The sequence below is a fragment of the Mesorhizobium sp. M1D.F.Ca.ET.231.01.1.1 genome, assembly GCF_003999155.2.
GTDB lineage: Bacteria > Pseudomonadota > Alphaproteobacteria > Rhizobiales > Rhizobiaceae > Mesorhizobium.
In genome coordinates this window covers 72,346-90,285 of the sequence record NZ_RZOZ02000002.1, presented here as the reverse complement: position 1 = coordinate 90,285, position 17,940 = coordinate 72,346, and the positions used below count along the sequence as shown (strand labels likewise).

Below are 17,940 nucleotides of genomic sequence, written 5' to 3'. Positions count from 1 at the left end.
TGTTGTTCAGCGGACCCTGTAGATCTCGACCGGCTTGTCCGCCGTCGCGCCGTCCAATTCCAGCCAGTCGGGAACGTCCCGCTTCAGCAGCCGCCCGGCCAGGCCCGTGGGGGCCTCGGCGGCGAGCGCCAGCTCTTCCGAATTGCCGCGGCATATGGCGACCAGCCCGACATGTTCGCGCTCGACGATGGCGCGGGCGGTGTCGGGCGTTCCCATGAAGGCGTCGAGCATGGCGAGGTTGCCGCCGACATTGCGATGGTAGGGGCCGGCCAGCGCCCTGTGCCCGGTAAACAACAAAACAGCGGAGCCGAGGTTGGAAGACGCAAGCACCGTCGTTGCCGGCATGGCGGCCAATTGGCTGAAGTCTGCGGCCTTGCCGCAGATCAGCGCATGGTCCGCGTCGGAGTTGACGTCCCTGGGCACCTTTTGCACCACCGCCTGCGCGGCGACCGCAACGCCGGCCCAGGTCGCGTTGAGCGACACCAGCCATGCCGCCGCGATGCGGGTCGAGACGCGCCATGACTGCGCGGCGTTTGCCTGCAGGCGGATCCTGGCGACCCAGGTCGAGAGCGGCAGCACGGCCAAGGCGACCGAGAAGGTCGAGCCGCGCACCTGCCAGAGGCTGACGGCGAAAGCGACGATCAGCAGGATGGCGGCAAGGGCTTCCTCGCGGCGCAGGCGGCGGCTGCGAAGCTGAAGGCCGATCAGCAGGATTGCGATGAAGGGCGTCACATAGCGCGCCGCCATCAGCTTCGGCTGGTTGACGGCCACGCTGAGGAAGGGCTGCGCCTCGACGACGTCGTTCAGCCAATAGGTGCGAATGCGCTCGTCCATGCCGGCATAGGGCGATGCCAGGCATTGCGGGAAGAACACGATCGCAACGGCCGTGATCGCCAGGGCCAATGCGGACATTAAGAAGAAACGCGTCCTGGCCGTCGACTGCCCGGACAGGCCGGCAATGGCCGCAAGGCCGAAGCCCGACAGCGCCGCGATGACAAATTGGAAGGCCGAGAAGGCGTCGCACTGGGCCACGCCCCAGGCCGCCGGCGGTATGGTGGCCACGAGGACCACCGAGGCTATTGCCGCAAATCCGAGGCCGAAGCCGCGCGCGGTTTGGCGCTCCCTTTCGTCGACGATAAAGAGCGCCGCGGCACAGGCGCCAAGCGCGGCCACATAGGGCGCTGTCTCCATACCGACGGCCAGCGTCAGGCCCGCGCACAGGCCGGACAGAAAGGCGGCCGGCCGCCAGAAGGGAGCCTCCATCAGCAACCAGAGACTGGCCGCCGTCAGCAGGAGCTGGACGTTATGGTGGTCCAGCGTGCCGGGGTTGAAAATGCCGAGAAAGAACAGCGCCGCGGTCGCAAGCACCAGCGACGGCATCGCCACGTCGGCGCCGGCAAAGCGCCGCGAGGCGCGCAGGATGACGAATATGGTGAGCCCATAAAGGAAAAGCGGCCAGATGATCTGCGCCGCCCTTTCGGCGGCGGCCGTGCCGGCGCCCAGCGCGTGGAAGGCCATGATGATCAGCGCGATCGGCGTGTCGACCAGCCGCGACCAGTGCATGACGAAGCCGCCGGTCAGGCCCATCCGGTATTGGTGAAGATCGAACCAGTTCTGTCCCGCCAGCAGGTCTCTAACCTCGACCAGCCTCAGCATGCTGTCGTTGTCGGCGCCAAGGTCCGCAATGGTCGGAAAGCCGGAGATCGCGTTGATCGCCAGCACCAGCAGCGTCGCGCAGGACGCGAGCAGGAGATCATGTTTCCAACCCGTGCCCTGGATGGTCATGCTGGCGGCGATGTCCTGGATCGTTTTCGCGATCCTGCACCAACGGCCGTAACAAAGCGTAAAGCCGGCTGGTTTCCGGCTGTTGAAAGCGTCAGGGGCGTGCTGCTCCAGCGGTGAGCGGCCGGCAGGGATCAGTGGCCGTTGGCTGCGATCCAGATCAGATGACGGGCACCGCGCTTGCCGCGGGCGCGCGCGGCGATCTCCTCGACAATGAAGCCCGCCTGCTTCAACCGCCGCGTGAAGCCGCCGTCCGGTCCCTGCGACCAGACCGCCAGGACGCCGCCGGGCTTCAAGGCGGCACGCGCGGCAGCGAGGCCGGCCGCGCTATAGAGCGAGTCATTTTCCTTGTAGACGATGCCTTCGGGACCATTGTCGACGTCGAGCAGGATGGCGTCCCAAGCGGCCGTCTCGGCCCTTATCAATTGGCCGACATCAGCCTCACGAATGGTGACGCGGGGATCGTCGAGGCAGCCCTCGAAAATCCCGGCCATCGGGCCGCGCGCCCAGGCGACGACCGCGGGGACAAGCTCGGCAACGGTGATGGCAGCGTCCCCGTCAAGCGCGGCAAGGGCGGCGCGCAAGGTGAAGCCCATGCCGAGCCCGCCGATGAGGATTCGAGGCTGCCTGCGGCCAGCGATCCGCTCGCATGAAAGCTTGGCGAGTGTCTCCTCGGAGCCGCTGAGGCGGCTGTTCATCAGCTCATTCGTACCCAGCATGATCGAGAATTCATCGCCGCGCCGCTTCAGGCGAAGTTCCTGCGCGCCGTCCGGTGTGCGGGCTGAATCAAGCTGAACCCAGGGGATCATGCTCTCTCTTTTTGTTGGAGCATGATCTGTTCCAAAAACCGGTTCCCACTTTTTGGGATCATGCTCTAGACCGCGAGCGCCGGCTGGTTCCAGCGGGCGGCGAGCAGCCGGTAGGGGATCAGCGCCACCACCGCGATGATCAGCTTGACCGAGAGATCGCCGAGCGCCCAGGAGACCCAGCGCATGGTCTCGACGGGCAGCACCCCCATCAGCGGCGCCGTTTCCAGCGCGAAGCCGTCGTTCGGCCCGACAAAGGCGAAGGCGGCGGAGAAGGCGACGCCGAAGAAGACCAGCGTATCGAACACCGAGCCGACCAGCGTGCCGACGATCGGCGCGCGCCACCAGCTCTGCCGGCGCAGCCGGTTGAAGACGGTCACATCAAGCAGTTGCGCGATGAGGAAGGCGGCGCCGGAAGCGGCGGCGATCCGCACCAGCCGGTCGGCGGCGGTCTCGAATTCGATCAGGCCGTGGCGGAACAGGAAGGGCGGAACGAGGATCGAGCAGATCACCGCCGTCATGAAGCCGACGAACACCACCTTGCGCGCCACGGCCGGGCCATAGCGGCGATTGGCGAGGTCGGTGACCAGAAAGGAGAAAGGATAGGTGAAGGCGCCCCAGGTCAGCAGGTCGGCCAGCGACAGGCTGCCGACCTGGCCCTGCATCGGGAACTGGACGAGGATGTTCGACGCCACGACGACAAGCGCCATGGCGGCCACGAAGGGCAGGTATCGTGTGAGGAAGTTCATTTTTTATCCTGGGTAATGGAACCAGCGGAATGTCATGCCGAATCTGCACGCCACTCCTTGGAAGGCGGTCGACGCCGCCTGAAAAGCACCTTAGGCGGCCGACTGCTCGGCGAGCTTCTTGGCGATCTGCTTCTTGAGCAGGCGGGCGCGCTGCGACAGCTCCTTGGCGTCTGCCTTGGCCAGGAACGCGTCGAGACCGCCGCGATGCTCGACCGAACGCAGCGCGTTGGCCGAAATGCGCAGGCGAACGTTCTGGTTCAGCGCTTCCGAAATCAGCGTCACATTGACCAGGTTCGGCAGGAAGCGACGCTTGGTCTTGTTGTTGGCATGGCTCACATTGTTGCCGGTCTGGACTGCCTTGGCAGTGAGCTCGCAGGTACGGGACATCTTGTCTAACCTTCAGTTCTGAACCTGCCAAACCATTCTGCCCGCGCCAGGCGGCGCGCGGTCTCGGTCAGGCGGCCTTTGGAAAAGTTGGCGTTCCATAGTTGCATTTCGCCACGCCGTCAAGCTCCGCCAGGTGCGCTACGGCGAGGCGCGCTCCATATAAAGGCCGGATTTCGCCGTATAAGCCCTTCGCGAAGGAATTGCCAGGCTGGAACCGTTGCGTCTCCGCCCGTATCAAGGACTTGCCGCCCGCCATGCTTCGATCATCCCAAGCCTTTGCCGCCCTGCTTGCCGTCATCGTTCCGACGTCGGGTTTCGCCGCAGCCTCGCCACAGTCCTTCAAGGGCGAATACACGGTTTCTTTCCTTGGCCTTTCGGTCGCCAGGGCGACTTTTTCGAGCCGTTACGACGGCGACAACTACGCCATCAACGGCACTGTCTCGGCCGCGGGCATTGCCAAGCTGTTCGACGACACCAAGGGCACGATCTCATCGAAGGGCACGATTTCGGGCCAGCAGATGCGGCCGCAAGCCTTCCGCGCAGACTACACCTCCGGCAAGAAGGCATCCGCGGTCGACATACGCTTCGCCGGTGGCGGCGTCTCCTCGACGAAGGTCGTTCCGCAGCCCGGCAAGCGCGATCCCAAGAGCTGGGTGCCGGTCGGCGCCGGCGACCTGAAATCGGTGCTCGACCCGATGGCGGCCACCGTCATCCATGCCGACAGCCTGGACAAGGTCTGCGGCCGGACCGTCAAATTCTACGATGGGGAGATGCGCGCCGACCTGTCGCTGACCTATGCCTCGAAAGGCTCGATCTCGGTGCCCGGCTACAAGGGCGACACCGTCACCTGCAAGATGGGCTTCGAGCCGGTGGCGGGCTATCGCAAGGGCCGCAAGGCGCTTGAATTCCTCAAGAACAAGAGCCGCATGATGGTGACATTTGCACCGCTCGGCCAATCCGGCGTATATGCGCCGATCCGTGCCACGGTCGGGACCCAGATCGGTCCGCTGACCATAAGCGCGCGACGATTCGAAGCAGTGAACTAGTTTGTTTTTGCGCAATTCCGGGCGGAAATCCGCCAGGCACTTTTCCTGGAATTGCTAAGGGCGCCACGGCGCCCCGCCGGGGACAGGTATGGGGCGCGCAACACTGATCGGTTTCTCGGCGGTTGCCATGTGGGCGCTGCTTGCCCTGCTCACCGACGCCTCCGGGCAGGTGCCGCCGTTTCTGCTGTCGGCCATCACCTTCGCCATCGGCACCTGTGTCGGGCTTGCCGCCAGGCTGGTGATGCCGGCTCCGGACAAGAGCCGGAAGGTGCCGCCGCAGGTGTGGCTGATCGGCATTGCCGGGCTGTTCGGCTATCATTTCTTCTACTTCACGGCGCTGCGCAACGCGCCGGCAGTCGAGGCGAGCCTGATCGCCTATCTGTGGCCGCTGCTCATCGTGCTCGGCTCGGCGCTGATGCCGGGCGAACGGCTCGCCTGGAACCATGTCGTCGGCGCGCTGCTCGGCCTTGCCGGCACTTTCCTCATCGTCACCAAGGGCGGCGGGCTCGCCTTCGACGCGCGCTACGCCTTCGGCTATGCGATGGCGGGCGTCTGCGCGCTGCTCTGGTCGTCCTATTCGCTCCTGTCGCGACGCTTCCCGTCGGTGCCGACCTCGATCGTCACATGGTTCTGCGCCGCGACGTCGGTGCTTTCGCTCGCCTGCCACCTGCTGCTCGAAACGACCGTGCTGCCGGACGGCCCGGGCCAGTGGCTGGCCGTCGTCGGGCTCGGCCTGATGCCGGTGGGGGCCGCCTTCTATGCCTGGGACATCGGCGTCAAGCGCGGCAACATCCAGGTGCTGGGGGCGGCAAGCTATGCCGCGCCGCTTTTGTCGACGCTGGTGCTGATCGCGGCCGGAGTGGCCGAGCCGTCGCTGCGCATCCTCGCCGCCTGCGTGCTTATCACCGGCGGGGCGGCGCTCGCGGCCAAGTCGCTCCTGCTGCGCAAGCCGGCGACCGGCGGAGCAAGCGCATGATGCCGTTCGCGGGCGGCATCGAGGCCAACCCGAATGCGACGCTTCTGTTCTCTATAGCCGCCTCGGCGATCTACGTCCTGGCGCTTGAGCTTTCGCCGCGCCTCGCCCGCTCCGCCGCCAAGACGCTGGCCGTCGCCTTGCTGGCGGCGCTTGCCGTCATGCAGGGCGGTCCGCTGCTGCTCGTCGCGGCATTGGCGCTCAGCGCCGCCGGCGATGCGTTCCTCTCGCGCGACGGCGAAAAGGCGTTCCTTGGCGGGCTGGCGAGCTTTCTTGCCGCGCATGTCGCCTATGTCGCCCTGTTCCTCGAGGCGGGCGGGGGGATCGGGCTGCTCGCGGCCGAACCCTGGCGCGGCGCGATCGCCCTGGTGATGGCGGCGTTCGTTATCGTGATGCTCGCAGCGCTGTGGCGCCGCGTCGGTCCACCCTTGCGTATCCCGATCGCCGTCTATGTCGCGGCGATCCTCGCCATGGGCATCTCGGCGCTAACGACCGGCTATCCGTGGGTGATCGCGGGCGCCGCGCTGTTCATGGCCTCGGACGGCTTGCTGGCGGCCGAGCGCTTCCTACTTACCGCGATCTCGCCGCATCGCGTCTGGATGCGCTACGCGGTCTGGGTGCTCTACTATGCGGCCCAGCTGGCAATCACGCTTGGTTTTCTCTTGAGTTAAGAGGTTTTCGGCTGCCAGCCCGGCTCGGCAAGCTCGAAAGCCGCGAAGTCGAAACCCGGCGCCACCGTGCAGCCGACCAGCGTCCATTCGCCGAGGCTGCGCGCCGACTGCCACCAGCCGGCCGGCACCACGATCTGCGGCCGCTCGCCCGCGGCAAGCGCGGCGCCCAGCACCTGTTCGATGACGGCGCCGGAGCCTTCCTCATGCATGGCGAGCGCCAGCGGCGCGCCGGCATAGAAGTGCCAGACCTCCGCCGCATCCTTCACCCGGTGCCAGGCCGAAAGCTGGCCTTTCTCCAAAAGGAAGTAGATCGCGGTGGAATGGCCGCGCGGGCCTCCCGAAGCATCGCGAAACGTCTCGGCATACCAGCCGCCTTCGGGGTGCGGCTGGAGCCCCAGCGTTGCGATGATTTCGGCGGCGCTGGTCATGAAAGAGGTCTTTGACCTTGATGCATGTCGTTATCCCAAAAGCCACATACTTTTCGGGCGGCATGCATCAGAAATTGTCCTTGCGCTTGCGGATCTCCGCGAACACCTCAACGTCGCTCGCCCTCTCCATGCCGAGATGCTTGCGGATCGTCGGGTCGTGCCAGCGCAGGAACGGATTGGTCGACAGTTCCTCGCCGATCGTCGTCGGCAGGGTCGGCTTGTTGTCGGCGCGCAGCGCCTCGATCCTTGCGGCGCGTTCCTTCAAGGCCGAATTGCTGGGGTCGACGGTCAGCGCGAAGCGGGCATTGGCCAAGGTGTATTCGTGGCCGCAATAGACGACGGTCTTGGCCGGAAGGGCGGCAAGCTTCTTCAGCGACTCGTGCATCACCGGCGGCTTGCATTCGAACAGCCGGCCGCAGCCCAGCGCAAACAGCGTGTCGGCGGTGAAGGCGACCTTTGAGGCCGGCAGATGGTATGAGACGTGGCCGGCGGTGTGGCCGGGCGTCTCGATGACCTCGATCCTTTCCTCGCCAAGGCGGATGACGGAGCCTTGCCTGACGGTCTCGTCGATGCCGGGGATCTTCGCTTTCTCGGCTTCCGGCCCGATGATGGTGAGCTTGAAACGCTCCTTCAGGGCCAGATTGGCCTCGACATGGTCGCCATGATGATGCGTGGTCAGGATCATGGTCGGCGTCCAGCCGGTGCGCTTGATCGCGGCCAGGATCGGGGCTTCCTCCGGAGCGTCGATGATCGCCGTCTGGCCGCTTTCGGGGTCGTGAACCAACACACCGAAATTGTCGGTGCGGCACATGAACTGTTCGATTTCGACCGGCATATCGGCGCTCTCCGTTATCGCCGCAGACATAGGGCGCCCGGCCGCCGATGTCATCCGCCTTTGTTGAACTCGGCATTTATCGCGGCTACCGTCCCAGCCATGCATTCCGATATCGTCGATCTCCGCTCCTTCTATTCGACCACGCTCGGGCGCCTTGCCGAGCGCGCGATCACCATGGCGCTGTCGTCGATATGGGCAGCCGTTCCGAACGAGCGACTGGTCGGCCTCGGCTACACGCTGCCCTGGCTGGAGCGCTTCGGCACCGACGCCGAGCGCGTCTTTGCCTTCATGCCGGCGACGCAAGGGGCTGTGGTGTGGCCGGCGACGGGACCGACGGCGACCGCGCTCGTCTTCGACGAGGAGCTGCCGCTGGTCGATTCCTGCATCGACCGCATGCTGCTGGTCCATTCGCTCGAACATGTCGAGAATCCGCGCGAGACGCTGAACGAGATCTGGCGCGTGCTGTCGCCGGCGGGTAGAGTCGTCATCGTCGTGCCCAACCGGCGCGGCGTCTGGGCGCGCTTTGAGCACACGCCCTTCGGCAACGGCCGGCCGTTCTCGCGCGGCCAGCTTACCGAATTGCTGCGCGAGGCGAATTTCACGCCCGCCGCGTGGTCCGATGCGCTGTTCTTCCCGCCGTCGCCACGGCGCTTCATGATGCAGTTCCACAACGTGCTGGAGCGGGCCGGCCGGCGGTTCTGGCCGATCTTCTCCGGCGTCATCGTCGTCGAGGCGCAGAAGCGCCTCTACCAGGGCGTGCCGGTCGCGCAGCGCGCCTCGCGCCGCGTCTTCGTGCCGGTCTTCTCGCCGCAGGGCGCGACGCGGCTCGGCCGAAAGGCGGCCGACACGCTGCGTCGGACAAAGCAGATGACGCGTTCGTGATCGGGGGCAATCCTTGCATCGCAAGGCAATCATCACCCTATCTCAGGGCCAGGTTCGGGGTGCGGCATCGGCGTCGATGACCGTTTCCGAAAGCAGGGATACCGCGTATGGATGACAAGCCCCGCGCCGAACAGGCAGCGTTCTCGGTCGAGTCGAGCAGCCTCTCCGACCAACTGGCGGCGATCAGGCTGGCGCTGAAGACGTCGCCGGTGCGCAGGCCGCTCCTGTGGGCCTCGATCGGCATTGTCGGCGTCATCGTCGCGACCTCGATCGGGCAGGTCCTGCTCAACCGCTGGAACCAGCCCTTCTACGACGCGCTGGCGCGGCGCGACCTGCCGGGGTTCCTGCACCAGCTGATGGTTTTTGCCGCAATCGCCGGCAGCCTCCTGGTGCTCAATGTCGGCCAGACCTGGCTCAACCAGACGATCCGGCTGAAGTTGCGCGAGGCGCTGACGCTCGACCTCATCGCCGAATGGATGCGGCCGGCGCGCGCCTTCCGGCTCACCCACGCGGGCGCCATCGGCGTCAACCCCGACCAGCGCATGCAGCAGGACGCCGGGCATCTCTCCGACCTGTCGACAGACCTCGGCGTCGGTTTGTTGCAATCCTTCATCCTGCTTGTGTCCTTCATCGGCGTGCTGTGGGAGCTCTCCTCCGGCTTCGTCTTCGATATCGGCGGCCATTCGCTGACGATACCCGGCTACATGGTCTGGGCGGCGATCCTCTATGCCGGCATTGCCTCCTGGCTGAGCTGGCTGGTGGGCCGGCCGCTCATCCGCTTCAACAGCGATCGCTACACGCGCGAGGCGGAGCTGCGCTCCTCCATGGTCCGCGTCAATGAGAATATCGACGCCATCGCGCTTGCCCATGGCGAGGCGGACGGCCGCCGGCAGCTGGAGGTCGATCTCGCCAGCGTGCTCGGCGCCATGCGGCGCATCTATGGCGCCCAGATCAACCTGTCCTGGATCACCGATGCCTATGGCTGGATCACCGTGGTGGCGCCGATCCTGGTCGCGGCGCCGGTCTATTTCGCGGGCGATATCAGCTTCGGCGGATTGATGATGGCTGTCGGCGCCTTCAACCAGGTGAATTCCTCGCTGCGCTGGTTCATCAACAATATCGGCGCCATCGCCGACTGGCGGGCAACGCTGATGCGCGTCGCCGACTTCCGCATCGCGCTCGGCGAAACGGACATCCTGCATGCCAAGGAAAAGCGCATCGCGTTCGGCGAGAACGCGAATGGCAAGCTGACATTCGACAAGCTCGAGGTCGCCTCTCCCGACGGCTGCACCAGGCTTGCCGAGACGGATGCCGAGATAAAGGCCGGCGAGCGCGTCATGATCACCGGCGATCCGCGTGCCGGCAAGACGCTGTTCTTCCGCGCCATCGCCGGCCTTTGGCCCTGGGGAAGCGGGCGCATCGGCATGCCGGCCGGGGAGAGGCCGTTTTTCGTACCGCGCACGCCCTATTTCCCGCTCGGCACGCTGCGCGACGTTCTCAACCATGCCGAAGGCGCCAGGATCGACGACGCTGAGATTTCCGCGGTGCTCGGCGAAGTCGGCCTCGAGCGCCTGTCGTCGCAGCTCGACCGCTCGGCGCGCTGGGAGCATGAACTGGCCGACGAGGAACAGCGGCTGCTCGCCTTCGCGCGGCTGGCGCTGAGGAAGCCGAAATGGGTGATCATCGACGAGGCGCTGGATACATTCGACGGCGCCACGCTGCGGCGCGTGCTGGCGATGCTGCAGGCCAGGCTGCCGGACGCCGCCATCCTCAATATCGGGCGTGGCCTGCACAACAACCAGTTCTTCCCGCGCGCGCTCACCATCGTCAAGGACAGCGGCCGATCGGCGCTCAAGCCGGCCCGCCTTCGGGCCGGCGCGATCGAACCCCCGCCGGCCGCGGCGCACGCCAGGAAATAGCTTTATTTCGCCGTGATCGCGGTGAAGAATCCCGGCGTGGTGGGAGCCTGCCATGCTCAAGCTGCTCAGCCTGCTTGCATGCCTTGCCTGCGCCGAGGCAGCGCCAATGCCTGCAATCGGCGGCACTGCCGTCGATGTCGAACTGGTGCTGGCCGTCGATATCTCGCAATCGATGGACGAAGGGGAGTTCGCCCTGCAGCGCGCCGGCTATGTCGAGGCGCTGCGGCATCCCGATTTCATCAATGCCGTGCGTTCGGGTTCGAGGGGCCGCATCGCGATAGCCTATTTCGAATGGGCGGGCGTCGTGCGCAATGACGGCGTGATCGGCTGGCAGGTCATCGACGGCGCGGACAGCGCCAATGCCTTCGCCGACAAGATCGCGGGCCGTCCGTTCCGGAGCTTTCGCGGCACCTCGATTTCCGGCGCCCTCGGCTTCGGCGCCGCGCTTCTGCAGAAAAACGGCTTTTCGGCGCCGCGCCGGGTCATCGACATATCGGGGGACGGGCCCAACAATGCCGGGCTACCTGTCGCCATGACCCGCGATGCGGCCCTGACCGAGGGCATCATCATCAACGGCCTGCCGATCCTCATCAGCCCGTCGCCGAGCGTCAGCCATCTCGATCGCTACTATGCCGACTGCGTCACCGGCGGCCCAGGTTCGTTCGTGCTGCCGATCTATGCGGCGTCCGAATTCTCGACCGCGATCCGCCGCAAGCTGATCCAGGAGGTGAGCGGCGTCGGTCACCTCAGAACGGTTCGCGTCGATGCCCAGGCGCCGATCGATTGCCTGCTTGGCGAGCGGCTGCGGCAGCGGTTCTCCGATCCGTATTTTCCGGAGCTGGATCGATGAACTGGAGCGCGCCAGACGTTCCAACTTCTGTTTTTCGCAATTCCGGACGGTTTTGCCCCAGGCGCCCTTAAACCGCCCGGGCGCCGTATTTGGCGCGGAACTCGTCATAGCAGTCGCGGCGCCAACGCCGGCCGACGACATAGCCGCGCAGCAGTTCGGCCGGCGAGTAGCCGAGCGCCTTGGACGACCGGTTGGCGAGATAGCCCGAAAATGCCTGCGGCAGCCTGCCCTTCAGGATGTCGGCGATGATCTGGCGCGCGATCATATAGGGCGGGACGTCGGGATAGCGGTCGGCGATGTAGGGGTGCTTGCCGATCAGGTTGGCATAGGCCTCGACATAGCCGTCGCGTCGGCCGGAAATCGAATTTTCCGAATTGTACTTCTTCCAGTCGATATCATCCGACAGCAAGGCGCCGCTGCGGTTGGCAAAACGCAGCAGCAATTCGCGGTCCTGCATGCGCGTGATGTCGCTGTCGAAGCCGCCGATCGCAAGCAGCGATTCGTGCCGGGCGGTGATCGCCGAGCCGGCGATGAAGATCGTCTGCGAGACCAGAGCGCGCTGCAGCGTGCTTTTGTCGAGCAAGGCCTGGCGGTTGATGCATTTGGTGCTGCGGTTGCCCTTCACAGAGATGAAGGAGCTGATCAGCACTTCGAGAGAAGGGTTTTTGTCGAAGTGCGACAGCGTCCGGTCCAGGCGGTCCGGCAGATAGACATCGTCCGAATCAAGGAAGGTCACGATCGGCGCCCGCGCGCGCTCGATGCCCGCGTTGCGCGCGGCATTGGCGCCCCGCCATTTCGCGCCGACATAGATCAGTCTGGGGTCGCGAATTTCGGCGAGCGCCAGGGCGGTGCCGTCGGTCGAACCGTCGTCGACGACGATGTGCTCGAAGCGGGTAAGTGTCTGGGCAAGAACGCTTTCCACCGCGCGCACGACCTGGCTGCGCCGGTTGTGCGTCGGTGTGATCACGGTGATCAGAGGAGCTGTGTCGGAAGCGGTCGGCATCTAACCTTCGTTGTGGGGCGGACAAGCAACGATCGGATCGATCCCGCACCTGCCCTTTATGTCCACCGCCCCGATGGATTCGACAAAAACGGTACCGAAAAGATGCGCCTATGTCACCTGAAGCGTCGCTTCAGCGTCAGGGTCGGTACGTATTTCCTCAATGTCATGCGGTTTGAAGGCAACACTTTGCGACGACCTATCCTCAGCCATGCCCGACACTGCAGGAACGACTTCCACCCCGACCGAACAGGTTGGATGTTGCACCGCCATCATCTTTCCACGACCGCAGTCAGCGCTTGAGCAGGAATACCGCCTGCTGGCCGAAGAAGTTCCAGAACCACCACGGCATCGACAGGCCGATCTTCTGGCCGTTGGCGTCGAGCGCGGTGGCCTTCTCGACCGTCGCGCCGAGCTCCTCGCACAGATTGACGAAGTCGCGGATGGTGCAGAAGTGGATGTTCGGCGTGTCGTACCAGGAGTAGGGCAGGTCCTTGGTGACCGGCATCCTGCCCTTGATCAGCAGCGAGAAGCGCACGCGCCAGTGGCCGAAATTGGGGAAGGAGACGATGGCGCGGTTGCCGATCCGAAGCAGCTCGTCGAGCACCACCTTCGGATTGCGGGTCGCCTGCATGGTCTGCGACAGCACGACGAAATCGAAACCCTTGTCGGGATAGAATTTCAGATCCGTGTCGGCATCCCCCTGGACGACGGAAAGGCCGCGCGCCACGCATTCGTTGACGCCTCGCTGCGACAGCTCCAGGCCGCGGCCGTCGACCTGCCTGGTCTCCTGCAGAAGCTCCAGCAGCACGCCGTCGCCCGAGCCGACATCCAGCACGCGCGAATGCGGCGGGATGAGACCGGTGACGACCTCGAGGTCGACTCGCTGGGCACGATTGACGCTCATGGGCACACCTCCGGCCTTGGAGCCTTTGCGGCCACGGGGAATCCTGGCGCCGCGCAAATGCGGCCAAAACAGAGGGATCGCGCGCCGCTCACAGGCTGAGCCCCCTGGCGCGTGCGGCCGAGGCGATGAAGCCGTTGATGGCCGCGAACAGTTCCGGCTCGTCGAGCAGGAAGGCGTCATGGCCGCGATCGGTCTCGATCTCGACGAAGGAGACGGAGGCGCCGGCGGCGTTCAGCGCATGCACGATCGAGCGGCTCTCCTCGGTCGGGAACAGCCAGTCTGATGTGAAGGACACCAGGCAGAAGCGCGTCTTGGTGCCGGCGAAGGCGTCGGCCAGCCGTCCGCCATGGTCGGCGGCGAGGTCGAAATAGTCCATCGCGCGGGTCAGATAGAGGTAGGAGTTGGCGTCGAAGCGGTCGACGAAGGTCATGCCCTGATGGCGCAGATAGCTCTCGATCTGGAAATCGGCGTCGAAACCGAAGGTGAGCGCCTCGCGATCCTGCAGGTTGCGGCCGAATTTGCGGTGCAGCGCTGCTTCCGAGAGATAGGTGATGTGGGCGGCCATGCGGGCCACGGCGAGCCCCTTTTCCGGACGCCTGCCGAAATCCAGATATTTACCGCCGTGCCAGTCCGGATCGGCCATGACGGCCTGCCGCCCGACCTCATGGAAGGCGATGTTCTGGGAGGAATGGCGGGCGCCGGTGGCGATGGGCAGCGCCGAGAAGACGCGCTCCGGGTAGCTTGCGGCCCATTGCAGCACCTGCATGCCGCCCATCGAGCCGCCGAGCACGCAAAACAGCTTCTCGATGCCGAAATGGTCGACCAGCATCAGCTGCGCGCGCACCATGTCGCGGATGGTGATGATCGGCAGGTCGAGGCCATAGGGCCTGCCGGTCGCCGGATTGGTCGAGGCCGGGCCGGTGGAGCCGAGGCAGCCGCCGACGACGTTGGCGCAGATGACGAAAAAGCGGCTGGTGTCGATGATCTTGCCGGGGCCGATCAGCACCTCCCACCAGCCAGGCTTGCCGGTCACCGGATTGGTGTTGGCGACGTGCTGGTCGCCGGTCAGCGCATGGCAGACGAGGATGGCGTTGGAGCGGGCGTCGTTGAGGGTGCCGTAGGTCTGGTAAGCGACCTGGAACGGCGACAGCACCGTGCCGGCATCGAGCCTCAGCGGCTTGTCGGGTCCGAACTGCAGCACCGGGCTCGACGGGCGGTCGGCCTCGTTGTTGGTCCTTGGAGCGCGCTGAGCGGCCATTGCATTCCCCATCCAGTCCGCATCGATCTCACCGACGCGGTGTCCGGCCGGCCGCGGACAACAAAAAACCGGCTCGCCTTCGCAAAGCCGGTTACAGGTTGCAAACGGCCCTTTAGCGAATTGTTTAACGTGGCTGCAAGCCGACCGGCCAAATCACCACGGGAAGTCCGGCTGCTCTTCTAGGACCAGCATTGCGCTTCGTCAACGGCCAGCATCCGAGGGGCAGCATTTGAGGCCAGCCTGCCGGCGCGAGCGCGGCACTCGACATTCCGGGCCACGGCCTGTATTTCCGCAGCGGCCTCCGGACCGAGGCCTTCTCGACGGATTTGTGACATGAAGCAGGATCAGCCACGTCCGACGCCCCGCGCGGGCATCATGGACATCGAGGCCTACGTGCCTGGAAAAAGCACCGCGCCCGCCGGCGTGACGAAGGTCTACAAATTGTCGTCGAACGAGAATCCGCTCGGGCCTTCGCCGAAGGCGATCGAGGCCGCGCGGGAGGTAGCTGCAAAACTGGATGTCTATCCCGACGGCTCCGCCCGCCGGTTGCGCGAGGCGATCGCCGAGGTGCATGGCCTCAACCCGGCAAACATCATCTGCTCCAACGGCTCCGATGAGATCCTCGGCCTGTTGGCGCAGACCTATCTCGCGCCCGGCGACGAGGCCGTGTTCACCGAGCACGCCTTCATGGTCTACAAGATCTACATCCAGGCCGCTGGCGCCAAGCCGGTGGCGGTCAGGGAAACCGACGAGCGCGCCGACATCGACGCGATCCTGGCTGCCGTCACGCCGCGAACAAAAATCGTCTTCCTTGCCAATCCCAACAATCCGACCGGCACTTACGTGCCGTTCCAGGAGGTGCGCCGGCTGCACGCCGGATTGCCGAAGAACGTGCTTTTGGTGCTCGACGCGGCCTATGCCGAGTACGTGCGGCGCAACGACTATGAAGCCGGCATCGAGTTGGCGGGCAGCGCCGAGAATGTGGCCATGACCCGCACCTTCTCAAAGCTCGGCCTCGGCGGCGCGCGCGTCGGCTGGATGTACGGGCCGGCGCATATCGTCGATGCGATCAACCGCGTGCGCGGCCCCTTCAACGTCAACGCGACCGCGATCGAGGCCGGCATCGCGGCCATCCGCGACCGCGCCCATATTGAGCGCAGCGTGGAGCACAATGCAAAATGGCTGGCCTGGCTGAATGAGGAACTGACCAAGCTCGGGCTGCGCGTGACGCCCAGCGTCGGCAATTTCGTGCTGATCCACTTCCCGGACGACAAGATGCATTCGGCGGCGGCGGCCGACGACTATCTGAGTGCGCGCGGCTACATTCTGCGCCGTGTCACCGGCTACGGCTTCCCCAATGCGCTGCGAATGAGTGTCGGCACCGAAGAAGCCAATCGCGGCGTCGTCGATGCGCTCAAGACCTTCCTGAAAAGCTAGAGACCATGGCATCACCGATGTTCGAAAGAATAGCGCTGGTCGGCATCGGCCTGATCGGCTCGTCGCTTGCCCGCGTCATCCGCCGCGAGGGCCTGGCGCGCCATGTCGCCATCGCGACGCGCAGCAAATCGACGCTCAACCGGGCCGGGGAACTCGGTCTCGGCGATTCCTACACGATCGATGCAGAAGAAGCGGTCCGCGACGCGGATCTCGTCATAGTGTCGGTTCCGGTCGGCTCGTCCGGCGAGGTCGCCGCCGAGATCGCGCCGGCGCTGAAGAAAGGCGCCATCCTGACAGATGTCGGCTCGACCAAGGCCTCCGTCATCGCGCAAGTCGGGCCGCATGTGCCCGAAGGCGTGCACTTCATCCCTGGCCACCCGCTGGCGGGCACGGAAAAATCCGGGCCGGATGCCGGCTTCGCCGACCTCTTCGACAACCGTTGGTGCATCTTCACGCCGCTGCCGGACACCGACCCCGAGGCGCTGGAGAGGCTCTCGGAGTTCTGGCGCCGCTGCGGCTCCAACATCGACACGATGGACCCGCAGCATCACGACATGACCTTGGCCATCGTCTCGCATCTGCCGCACATCATCGCCTACAACATCGTCGGCACCGCCGACGATCTGGAATCCGTGACCAAGACGGAAGTCATCAAATATTCCGCCTCCGGCTTTCGCGACTTCACCCGCCTGGCTGCCTCCGACCCGACCATGTGGCGGGATGTCTGCCTGCACAACAAGGACGCGATCCTGGAAATGCTGGCGCGCTTCTCGGAGGATCTCGCGTCGCTGCAGCGGGCGATCCGCTGGGGCGACGGCGAAAAGCTGTTCGACCTCTTCACCCGCACCCGCGCCATCCGCCGCTCGATCATCGAGGCCGGCCAGGACATCGATGTGCCGGATTTCGGCCGCCAAGCGGTCGAGCATCCTAAAAGGAGCTGATATTCAGGTGAGGCCGGCCTGCAAATGGCGGTTCCCTGCGCTTCCGGTGCTCACGTACTTTAAGTACGCTCCGCTCCGGTTCTCGGAAACCGCCATTTTCGACTCGGCCTGACCTGAATCTCAGCTCCCTTTGCCTTGCTGGGATGACGGCCAGTGGGCCGCCATCATCGCCAGTGTCTCGGCCCGGTCCGGCGCGCCGAGCCGGCCGCCGAAGCGCAGGCATTTGAGCGCTGCGGCGGCGCTGGCAAAGCGCAGCGCCTGATCGGCCGGCATCGCTTCGGCAAGGCCAACGGCAAAAGCACCGTGGAAGACATCGCCGGCGGCGAGCGTGTCTACTGCCTTGACCTTTGGCGCTTCGACATGGCGGACGCGGCCGGCTGCCCGGTCATGCCACCAGGTTCCGGCGGCGCCTCCGGTCACCGCGACAAAGGCGTCGGTGCGCGAGGCAAGATCGGCGCAGGCGCTTTCAGGGTCGAGCGCGTGGCCGCAGACGATGCGCGCCGCCGGCTCAGAGGCGACGATGTGCGAGGCCAAGGGCAAGAGCCGTTCCAGCACCTCGACCGGCGCGGTGTCGGCGTCGAGGATCGCCGGACGGCCGGCGTCCCGCGCGGCCGTCAAGGCAAGTGCGGCGGCGCCCGGCCAGCGCACATCCGCCAGCACGGCGTCGAAGCCGGAAAGATCGGCAAGCGGCAGGGAGCCGGGATCGGCTTGCGCCTTCCCGTCATAGAAGGGAACGATGATGCGCTCGCCATGGGTATCCACCAGGATCGCGGCCAGCGCAGAGCGCGTGCCGGCGACGCGGCGGACCAGGCCGCAGTCGACGCCTTCCGCCTCGATCTCGGCGATCAGCCGGTCGCCGACCGCATCGTCTCCCGCGCTCGCCCAGAGCGACACGTCGGCGCCGAGGCGATGCGCGGCGCAGGCGGCGCTCGTCGCCATGCCCGAGGCGATCTGGACACCATCGCCGGCGATGAATTTGCCCTGATGCGTGGGGAGCGTCTCGACACGCAAGATCGTATCGAGGGTGAAGGCGCCGACACTGAGCAGCTTGACCGGCCTTGGCATTATC

The 17,940-nt window shown here is 65.6% G+C and carries 18 protein-coding genes and 1 riboswitch; of the genes, 8 read left to right on the top strand and 10 right to left on the bottom strand.

Features of this window, described 5'->3' with window-relative positions; all coding sequences use genetic code 11:
- Positions 1-6 precede the first annotated feature (6 nt).
- The 4 genes from EN874_RS06875 to rpmB all read right to left on the bottom strand — a co-directional run bounded on the left by EN874_RS06875 (position 7) and on the right by rpmB (position 3,724).
- Entirely contained in the window at positions 7-1,785 is a 1,779-nt protein-coding gene (locus EN874_RS06875) for a GtrA family protein (RefSeq protein WP_127426084.1), read from the bottom strand.
- 131 nt (positions 1,786-1,916) lie between these two features.
- Complete coding sequence (locus EN874_RS06870) at positions 1,917-2,591, bottom strand: hypothetical protein (RefSeq protein ID WP_127426085.1); 675 nt, start codon at positions 2,589-2,591, stop codon at positions 1,917-1,919.
- A 65-nt stretch (positions 2,592-2,656) separates the two neighbouring features.
- Positions 2,657-3,337 carry a queuosine precursor transporter gene (locus EN874_RS06865; protein WP_127426086.1) on the bottom strand — a complete coding sequence of 227 codons (681 nt, stop codon included), beginning with the start codon at positions 3,335-3,337 and terminating at the stop codon, positions 2,657-2,659.
- 90 nt (positions 3,338-3,427) lie between these two features.
- A complete protein-coding gene (gene rpmB / locus EN874_RS06860; RefSeq protein ID WP_126087388.1) occupies positions 3,428-3,724 on the bottom strand; it encodes a 50S ribosomal protein L28 in 297 nt (98 codons plus the stop codon).
- A gap of 254 nt (positions 3,725-3,978) precedes the next feature.
- On the opposite strand from rpmB, the gene EN874_RS06855 reads away from it, so the two are divergent.
- From EN874_RS06855 to EN874_RS06845, 3 genes are all read left to right on the top strand, one after another.
- Positions 3,979-4,770: a DUF3108 domain-containing protein gene (locus tag EN874_RS06855; protein WP_127426087.1), complete on the top strand. Its 792-nt coding sequence runs from the start codon at positions 3,979-3,981 to the stop codon at positions 4,768-4,770.
- Positions 4,771-4,858: 88 nt separating this feature from the next.
- A complete protein-coding gene (locus tag EN874_RS06850) occupies positions 4,859-5,746 on the top strand; it encodes an EamA family transporter (protein ID WP_126087390.1) in 888 nt (295 codons plus the stop codon).
- Positions 5,743-6,414, top strand: a complete 672-nt coding sequence (locus EN874_RS06845; protein WP_127426088.1) for a lysoplasmalogenase — start codon at positions 5,743-5,745, stop codon at positions 6,412-6,414. The genes EN874_RS06850 and EN874_RS06845 overlap by 4 nt, the downstream gene beginning before the upstream one ends.
- On the opposite strand, the gene EN874_RS06840 is transcribed toward EN874_RS06845, so the two are convergent.
- Both EN874_RS06840 and gloB read right to left on the bottom strand, forming a co-directional pair.
- Positions 6,411-6,842 (bottom strand): cupin domain-containing protein, encoded by a 432-nt coding sequence (locus tag EN874_RS06840; protein WP_126087392.1) that lies wholly within the window; start codon positions 6,840-6,842, stop codon positions 6,411-6,413. The genes EN874_RS06845 and EN874_RS06840 overlap by 4 nt on opposite strands.
- Before the next feature lie 67 nt (positions 6,843-6,909).
- The gene (gloB, locus tag EN874_RS06835) at positions 6,910-7,677 is read right to left on the bottom strand and encodes a hydroxyacylglutathione hydrolase (protein ID WP_127426089.1); all 768 of its coding nucleotides are present in this window, start codon (positions 7,675-7,677) and stop codon (positions 6,910-6,912) included.
- Positions 7,678-7,776: 99 nt separating this feature from the next.
- On the opposite strand from gloB, the gene EN874_RS06830 reads away from it, so the two are divergent.
- From EN874_RS06830 to EN874_RS06820, 3 genes are all read left to right on the top strand, one after another.
- Positions 7,777-8,559 carry a methyltransferase domain-containing protein gene (locus EN874_RS06830; protein WP_127426090.1) on the top strand — a complete coding sequence of 261 codons (783 nt, stop codon included), beginning with the start codon at positions 7,777-7,779 and terminating at the stop codon, positions 8,557-8,559.
- Between the two features lie 107 nt (positions 8,560-8,666).
- Complete coding sequence (locus EN874_RS06825; protein WP_127426091.1) at positions 8,667-10,478, top strand: ABC transporter ATP-binding protein/permease; 1,812 nt, start codon at positions 8,667-8,669, stop codon at positions 10,476-10,478.
- Between the two features lie 52 nt (positions 10,479-10,530).
- Positions 10,531-11,328 carry a DUF1194 domain-containing protein gene (locus EN874_RS06820; RefSeq protein WP_127426092.1) on the top strand — a complete coding sequence of 266 codons (798 nt, stop codon included), beginning with the start codon at positions 10,531-10,533 and terminating at the stop codon, positions 11,326-11,328.
- A gap of 67 nt (positions 11,329-11,395) precedes the next feature.
- On the opposite strand, the gene EN874_RS06815 is transcribed toward EN874_RS06820, so the two are convergent.
- From EN874_RS06815 to EN874_RS06805, 3 genes are all read right to left on the bottom strand, one after another.
- Complete coding sequence (locus EN874_RS06815) at positions 11,396-12,331, bottom strand: glycosyltransferase family 2 protein (protein WP_127426093.1); 936 nt, start codon at positions 12,329-12,331, stop codon at positions 11,396-11,398.
- A gap of 289 nt (positions 12,332-12,620) precedes the next feature.
- Positions 12,621-13,235: a methionine biosynthesis protein MetW gene (gene metW / locus EN874_RS06810; RefSeq protein WP_126087398.1), complete on the bottom strand. Its 615-nt coding sequence runs from the start codon at positions 13,233-13,235 to the stop codon at positions 12,621-12,623.
- 88 nt (positions 13,236-13,323) lie between these two features.
- A complete protein-coding gene (locus tag EN874_RS06805) occupies positions 13,324-14,493 on the bottom strand; it encodes a homoserine O-acetyltransferase (RefSeq protein ID WP_127426094.1) in 1,170 nt (389 codons plus the stop codon).
- A gap of 92 nt (positions 14,494-14,585) precedes the next feature.
- Positions 14,586-14,663, bottom strand: a riboswitch (SAM riboswitch).
- Positions 14,664-14,826: 163 nt separating this feature from the next.
- Here EN874_RS06805 and hisC point away from each other — a divergent pair.
- Positions 14,827-15,930: a histidinol-phosphate transaminase gene (gene hisC, locus EN874_RS06800; protein ID WP_127426095.1), complete on the top strand. Its 1,104-nt coding sequence runs from the start codon at positions 14,827-14,829 to the stop codon at positions 15,928-15,930.
- A 5-nt stretch (positions 15,931-15,935) separates the two neighbouring features.
- Positions 15,936-16,871 carry a prephenate/arogenate dehydrogenase family protein gene (locus EN874_RS06795; RefSeq protein ID WP_189394098.1) on the top strand — a complete coding sequence of 312 codons (936 nt, stop codon included), beginning with the start codon at positions 15,936-15,938 and terminating at the stop codon, positions 16,869-16,871.
- 120 nt (positions 16,872-16,991) lie between these two features.
- Here EN874_RS06795 and EN874_RS06790 read toward each other — a convergent pair whose 3' ends face one another.
- Positions 16,992-17,936: a sugar kinase gene (locus EN874_RS06790; RefSeq protein WP_127426097.1), complete on the bottom strand. Its 945-nt coding sequence runs from the start codon at positions 17,934-17,936 to the stop codon at positions 16,992-16,994.
- Positions 17,937-17,940: the final 4 nt, after the last annotated feature.

What these genes read in the sequence shown, in the direction of transcription:
- EN874_RS06875 (WP_127426084.1), bottom strand. Translation starts at nt 1,785, where the DNA reads ATGACCATCCAGGGCACGGGTTGGAAACATGATCTCCTGCTCGCGTCC.
- EN874_RS06870 (WP_127426085.1), bottom strand. Translation starts at nt 2,591, where the DNA reads ATGATCCCCTGGGTTCAGCTTGATTCAGCCCGCACACCGGACGGCGCG.
- EN874_RS06865 (WP_127426086.1), bottom strand. Translation starts at nt 3,337, where the DNA reads ATGAACTTCCTCACACGATACCTGCCCTTCGTGGCCGCCATGGCGCTT.
- rpmB (WP_126087388.1), bottom strand. Translation starts at nt 3,724, where the DNA reads ATGTCCCGTACCTGCGAGCTCACTGCCAAGGCAGTCCAGACCGGCAAC.
- EN874_RS06855 (WP_127426087.1), top strand. Translation starts at nt 3,979, where the DNA reads ATGCTTCGATCATCCCAAGCCTTTGCCGCCCTGCTTGCCGTCATCGTT.
- EN874_RS06850 (WP_126087390.1), top strand. Translation starts at nt 4,859, where the DNA reads ATGGGGCGCGCAACACTGATCGGTTTCTCGGCGGTTGCCATGTGGGCG.
- EN874_RS06845 (WP_127426088.1), top strand. Translation starts at nt 5,743, where the DNA reads ATGATGCCGTTCGCGGGCGGCATCGAGGCCAACCCGAATGCGACGCTT.
- EN874_RS06840 (WP_126087392.1), bottom strand. Translation starts at nt 6,842, where the DNA reads ATGACCAGCGCCGCCGAAATCATCGCAACGCTGGGGCTCCAGCCGCAC.
- gloB (WP_127426089.1), bottom strand. Translation starts at nt 7,677, where the DNA reads ATGCCGGTCGAAATCGAACAGTTCATGTGCCGCACCGACAATTTCGGT.
- EN874_RS06830 (WP_127426090.1), top strand. Translation starts at nt 7,777, where the DNA reads ATGCATTCCGATATCGTCGATCTCCGCTCCTTCTATTCGACCACGCTC.
- EN874_RS06825 (WP_127426091.1), top strand. Translation starts at nt 8,667, where the DNA reads ATGGATGACAAGCCCCGCGCCGAACAGGCAGCGTTCTCGGTCGAGTCG.
- EN874_RS06820 (WP_127426092.1), top strand. Translation starts at nt 10,531, where the DNA reads ATGCTCAAGCTGCTCAGCCTGCTTGCATGCCTTGCCTGCGCCGAGGCA.
- EN874_RS06815 (WP_127426093.1), bottom strand. Translation starts at nt 12,331, where the DNA reads ATGCCGACCGCTTCCGACACAGCTCCTCTGATCACCGTGATCACACCG.
- metW (WP_126087398.1), bottom strand. Translation starts at nt 13,235, where the DNA reads ATGAGCGTCAATCGTGCCCAGCGAGTCGACCTCGAGGTCGTCACCGGT.
- EN874_RS06805 (WP_127426094.1), bottom strand. Translation starts at nt 14,493, where the DNA reads ATGGCCGCTCAGCGCGCTCCAAGGACCAACAACGAGGCCGACCGCCCG.
- hisC (WP_127426095.1), top strand. Translation starts at nt 14,827, where the DNA reads ATGAAGCAGGATCAGCCACGTCCGACGCCCCGCGCGGGCATCATGGAC.
- EN874_RS06795 (WP_189394098.1), top strand. Translation starts at nt 15,936, where the DNA reads ATGGCATCACCGATGTTCGAAAGAATAGCGCTGGTCGGCATCGGCCTG.
- EN874_RS06790 (WP_127426097.1), bottom strand. Translation starts at nt 17,936, where the DNA reads ATGCCAAGGCCGGTCAAGCTGCTCAGTGTCGGCGCCTTCACCCTCGAT.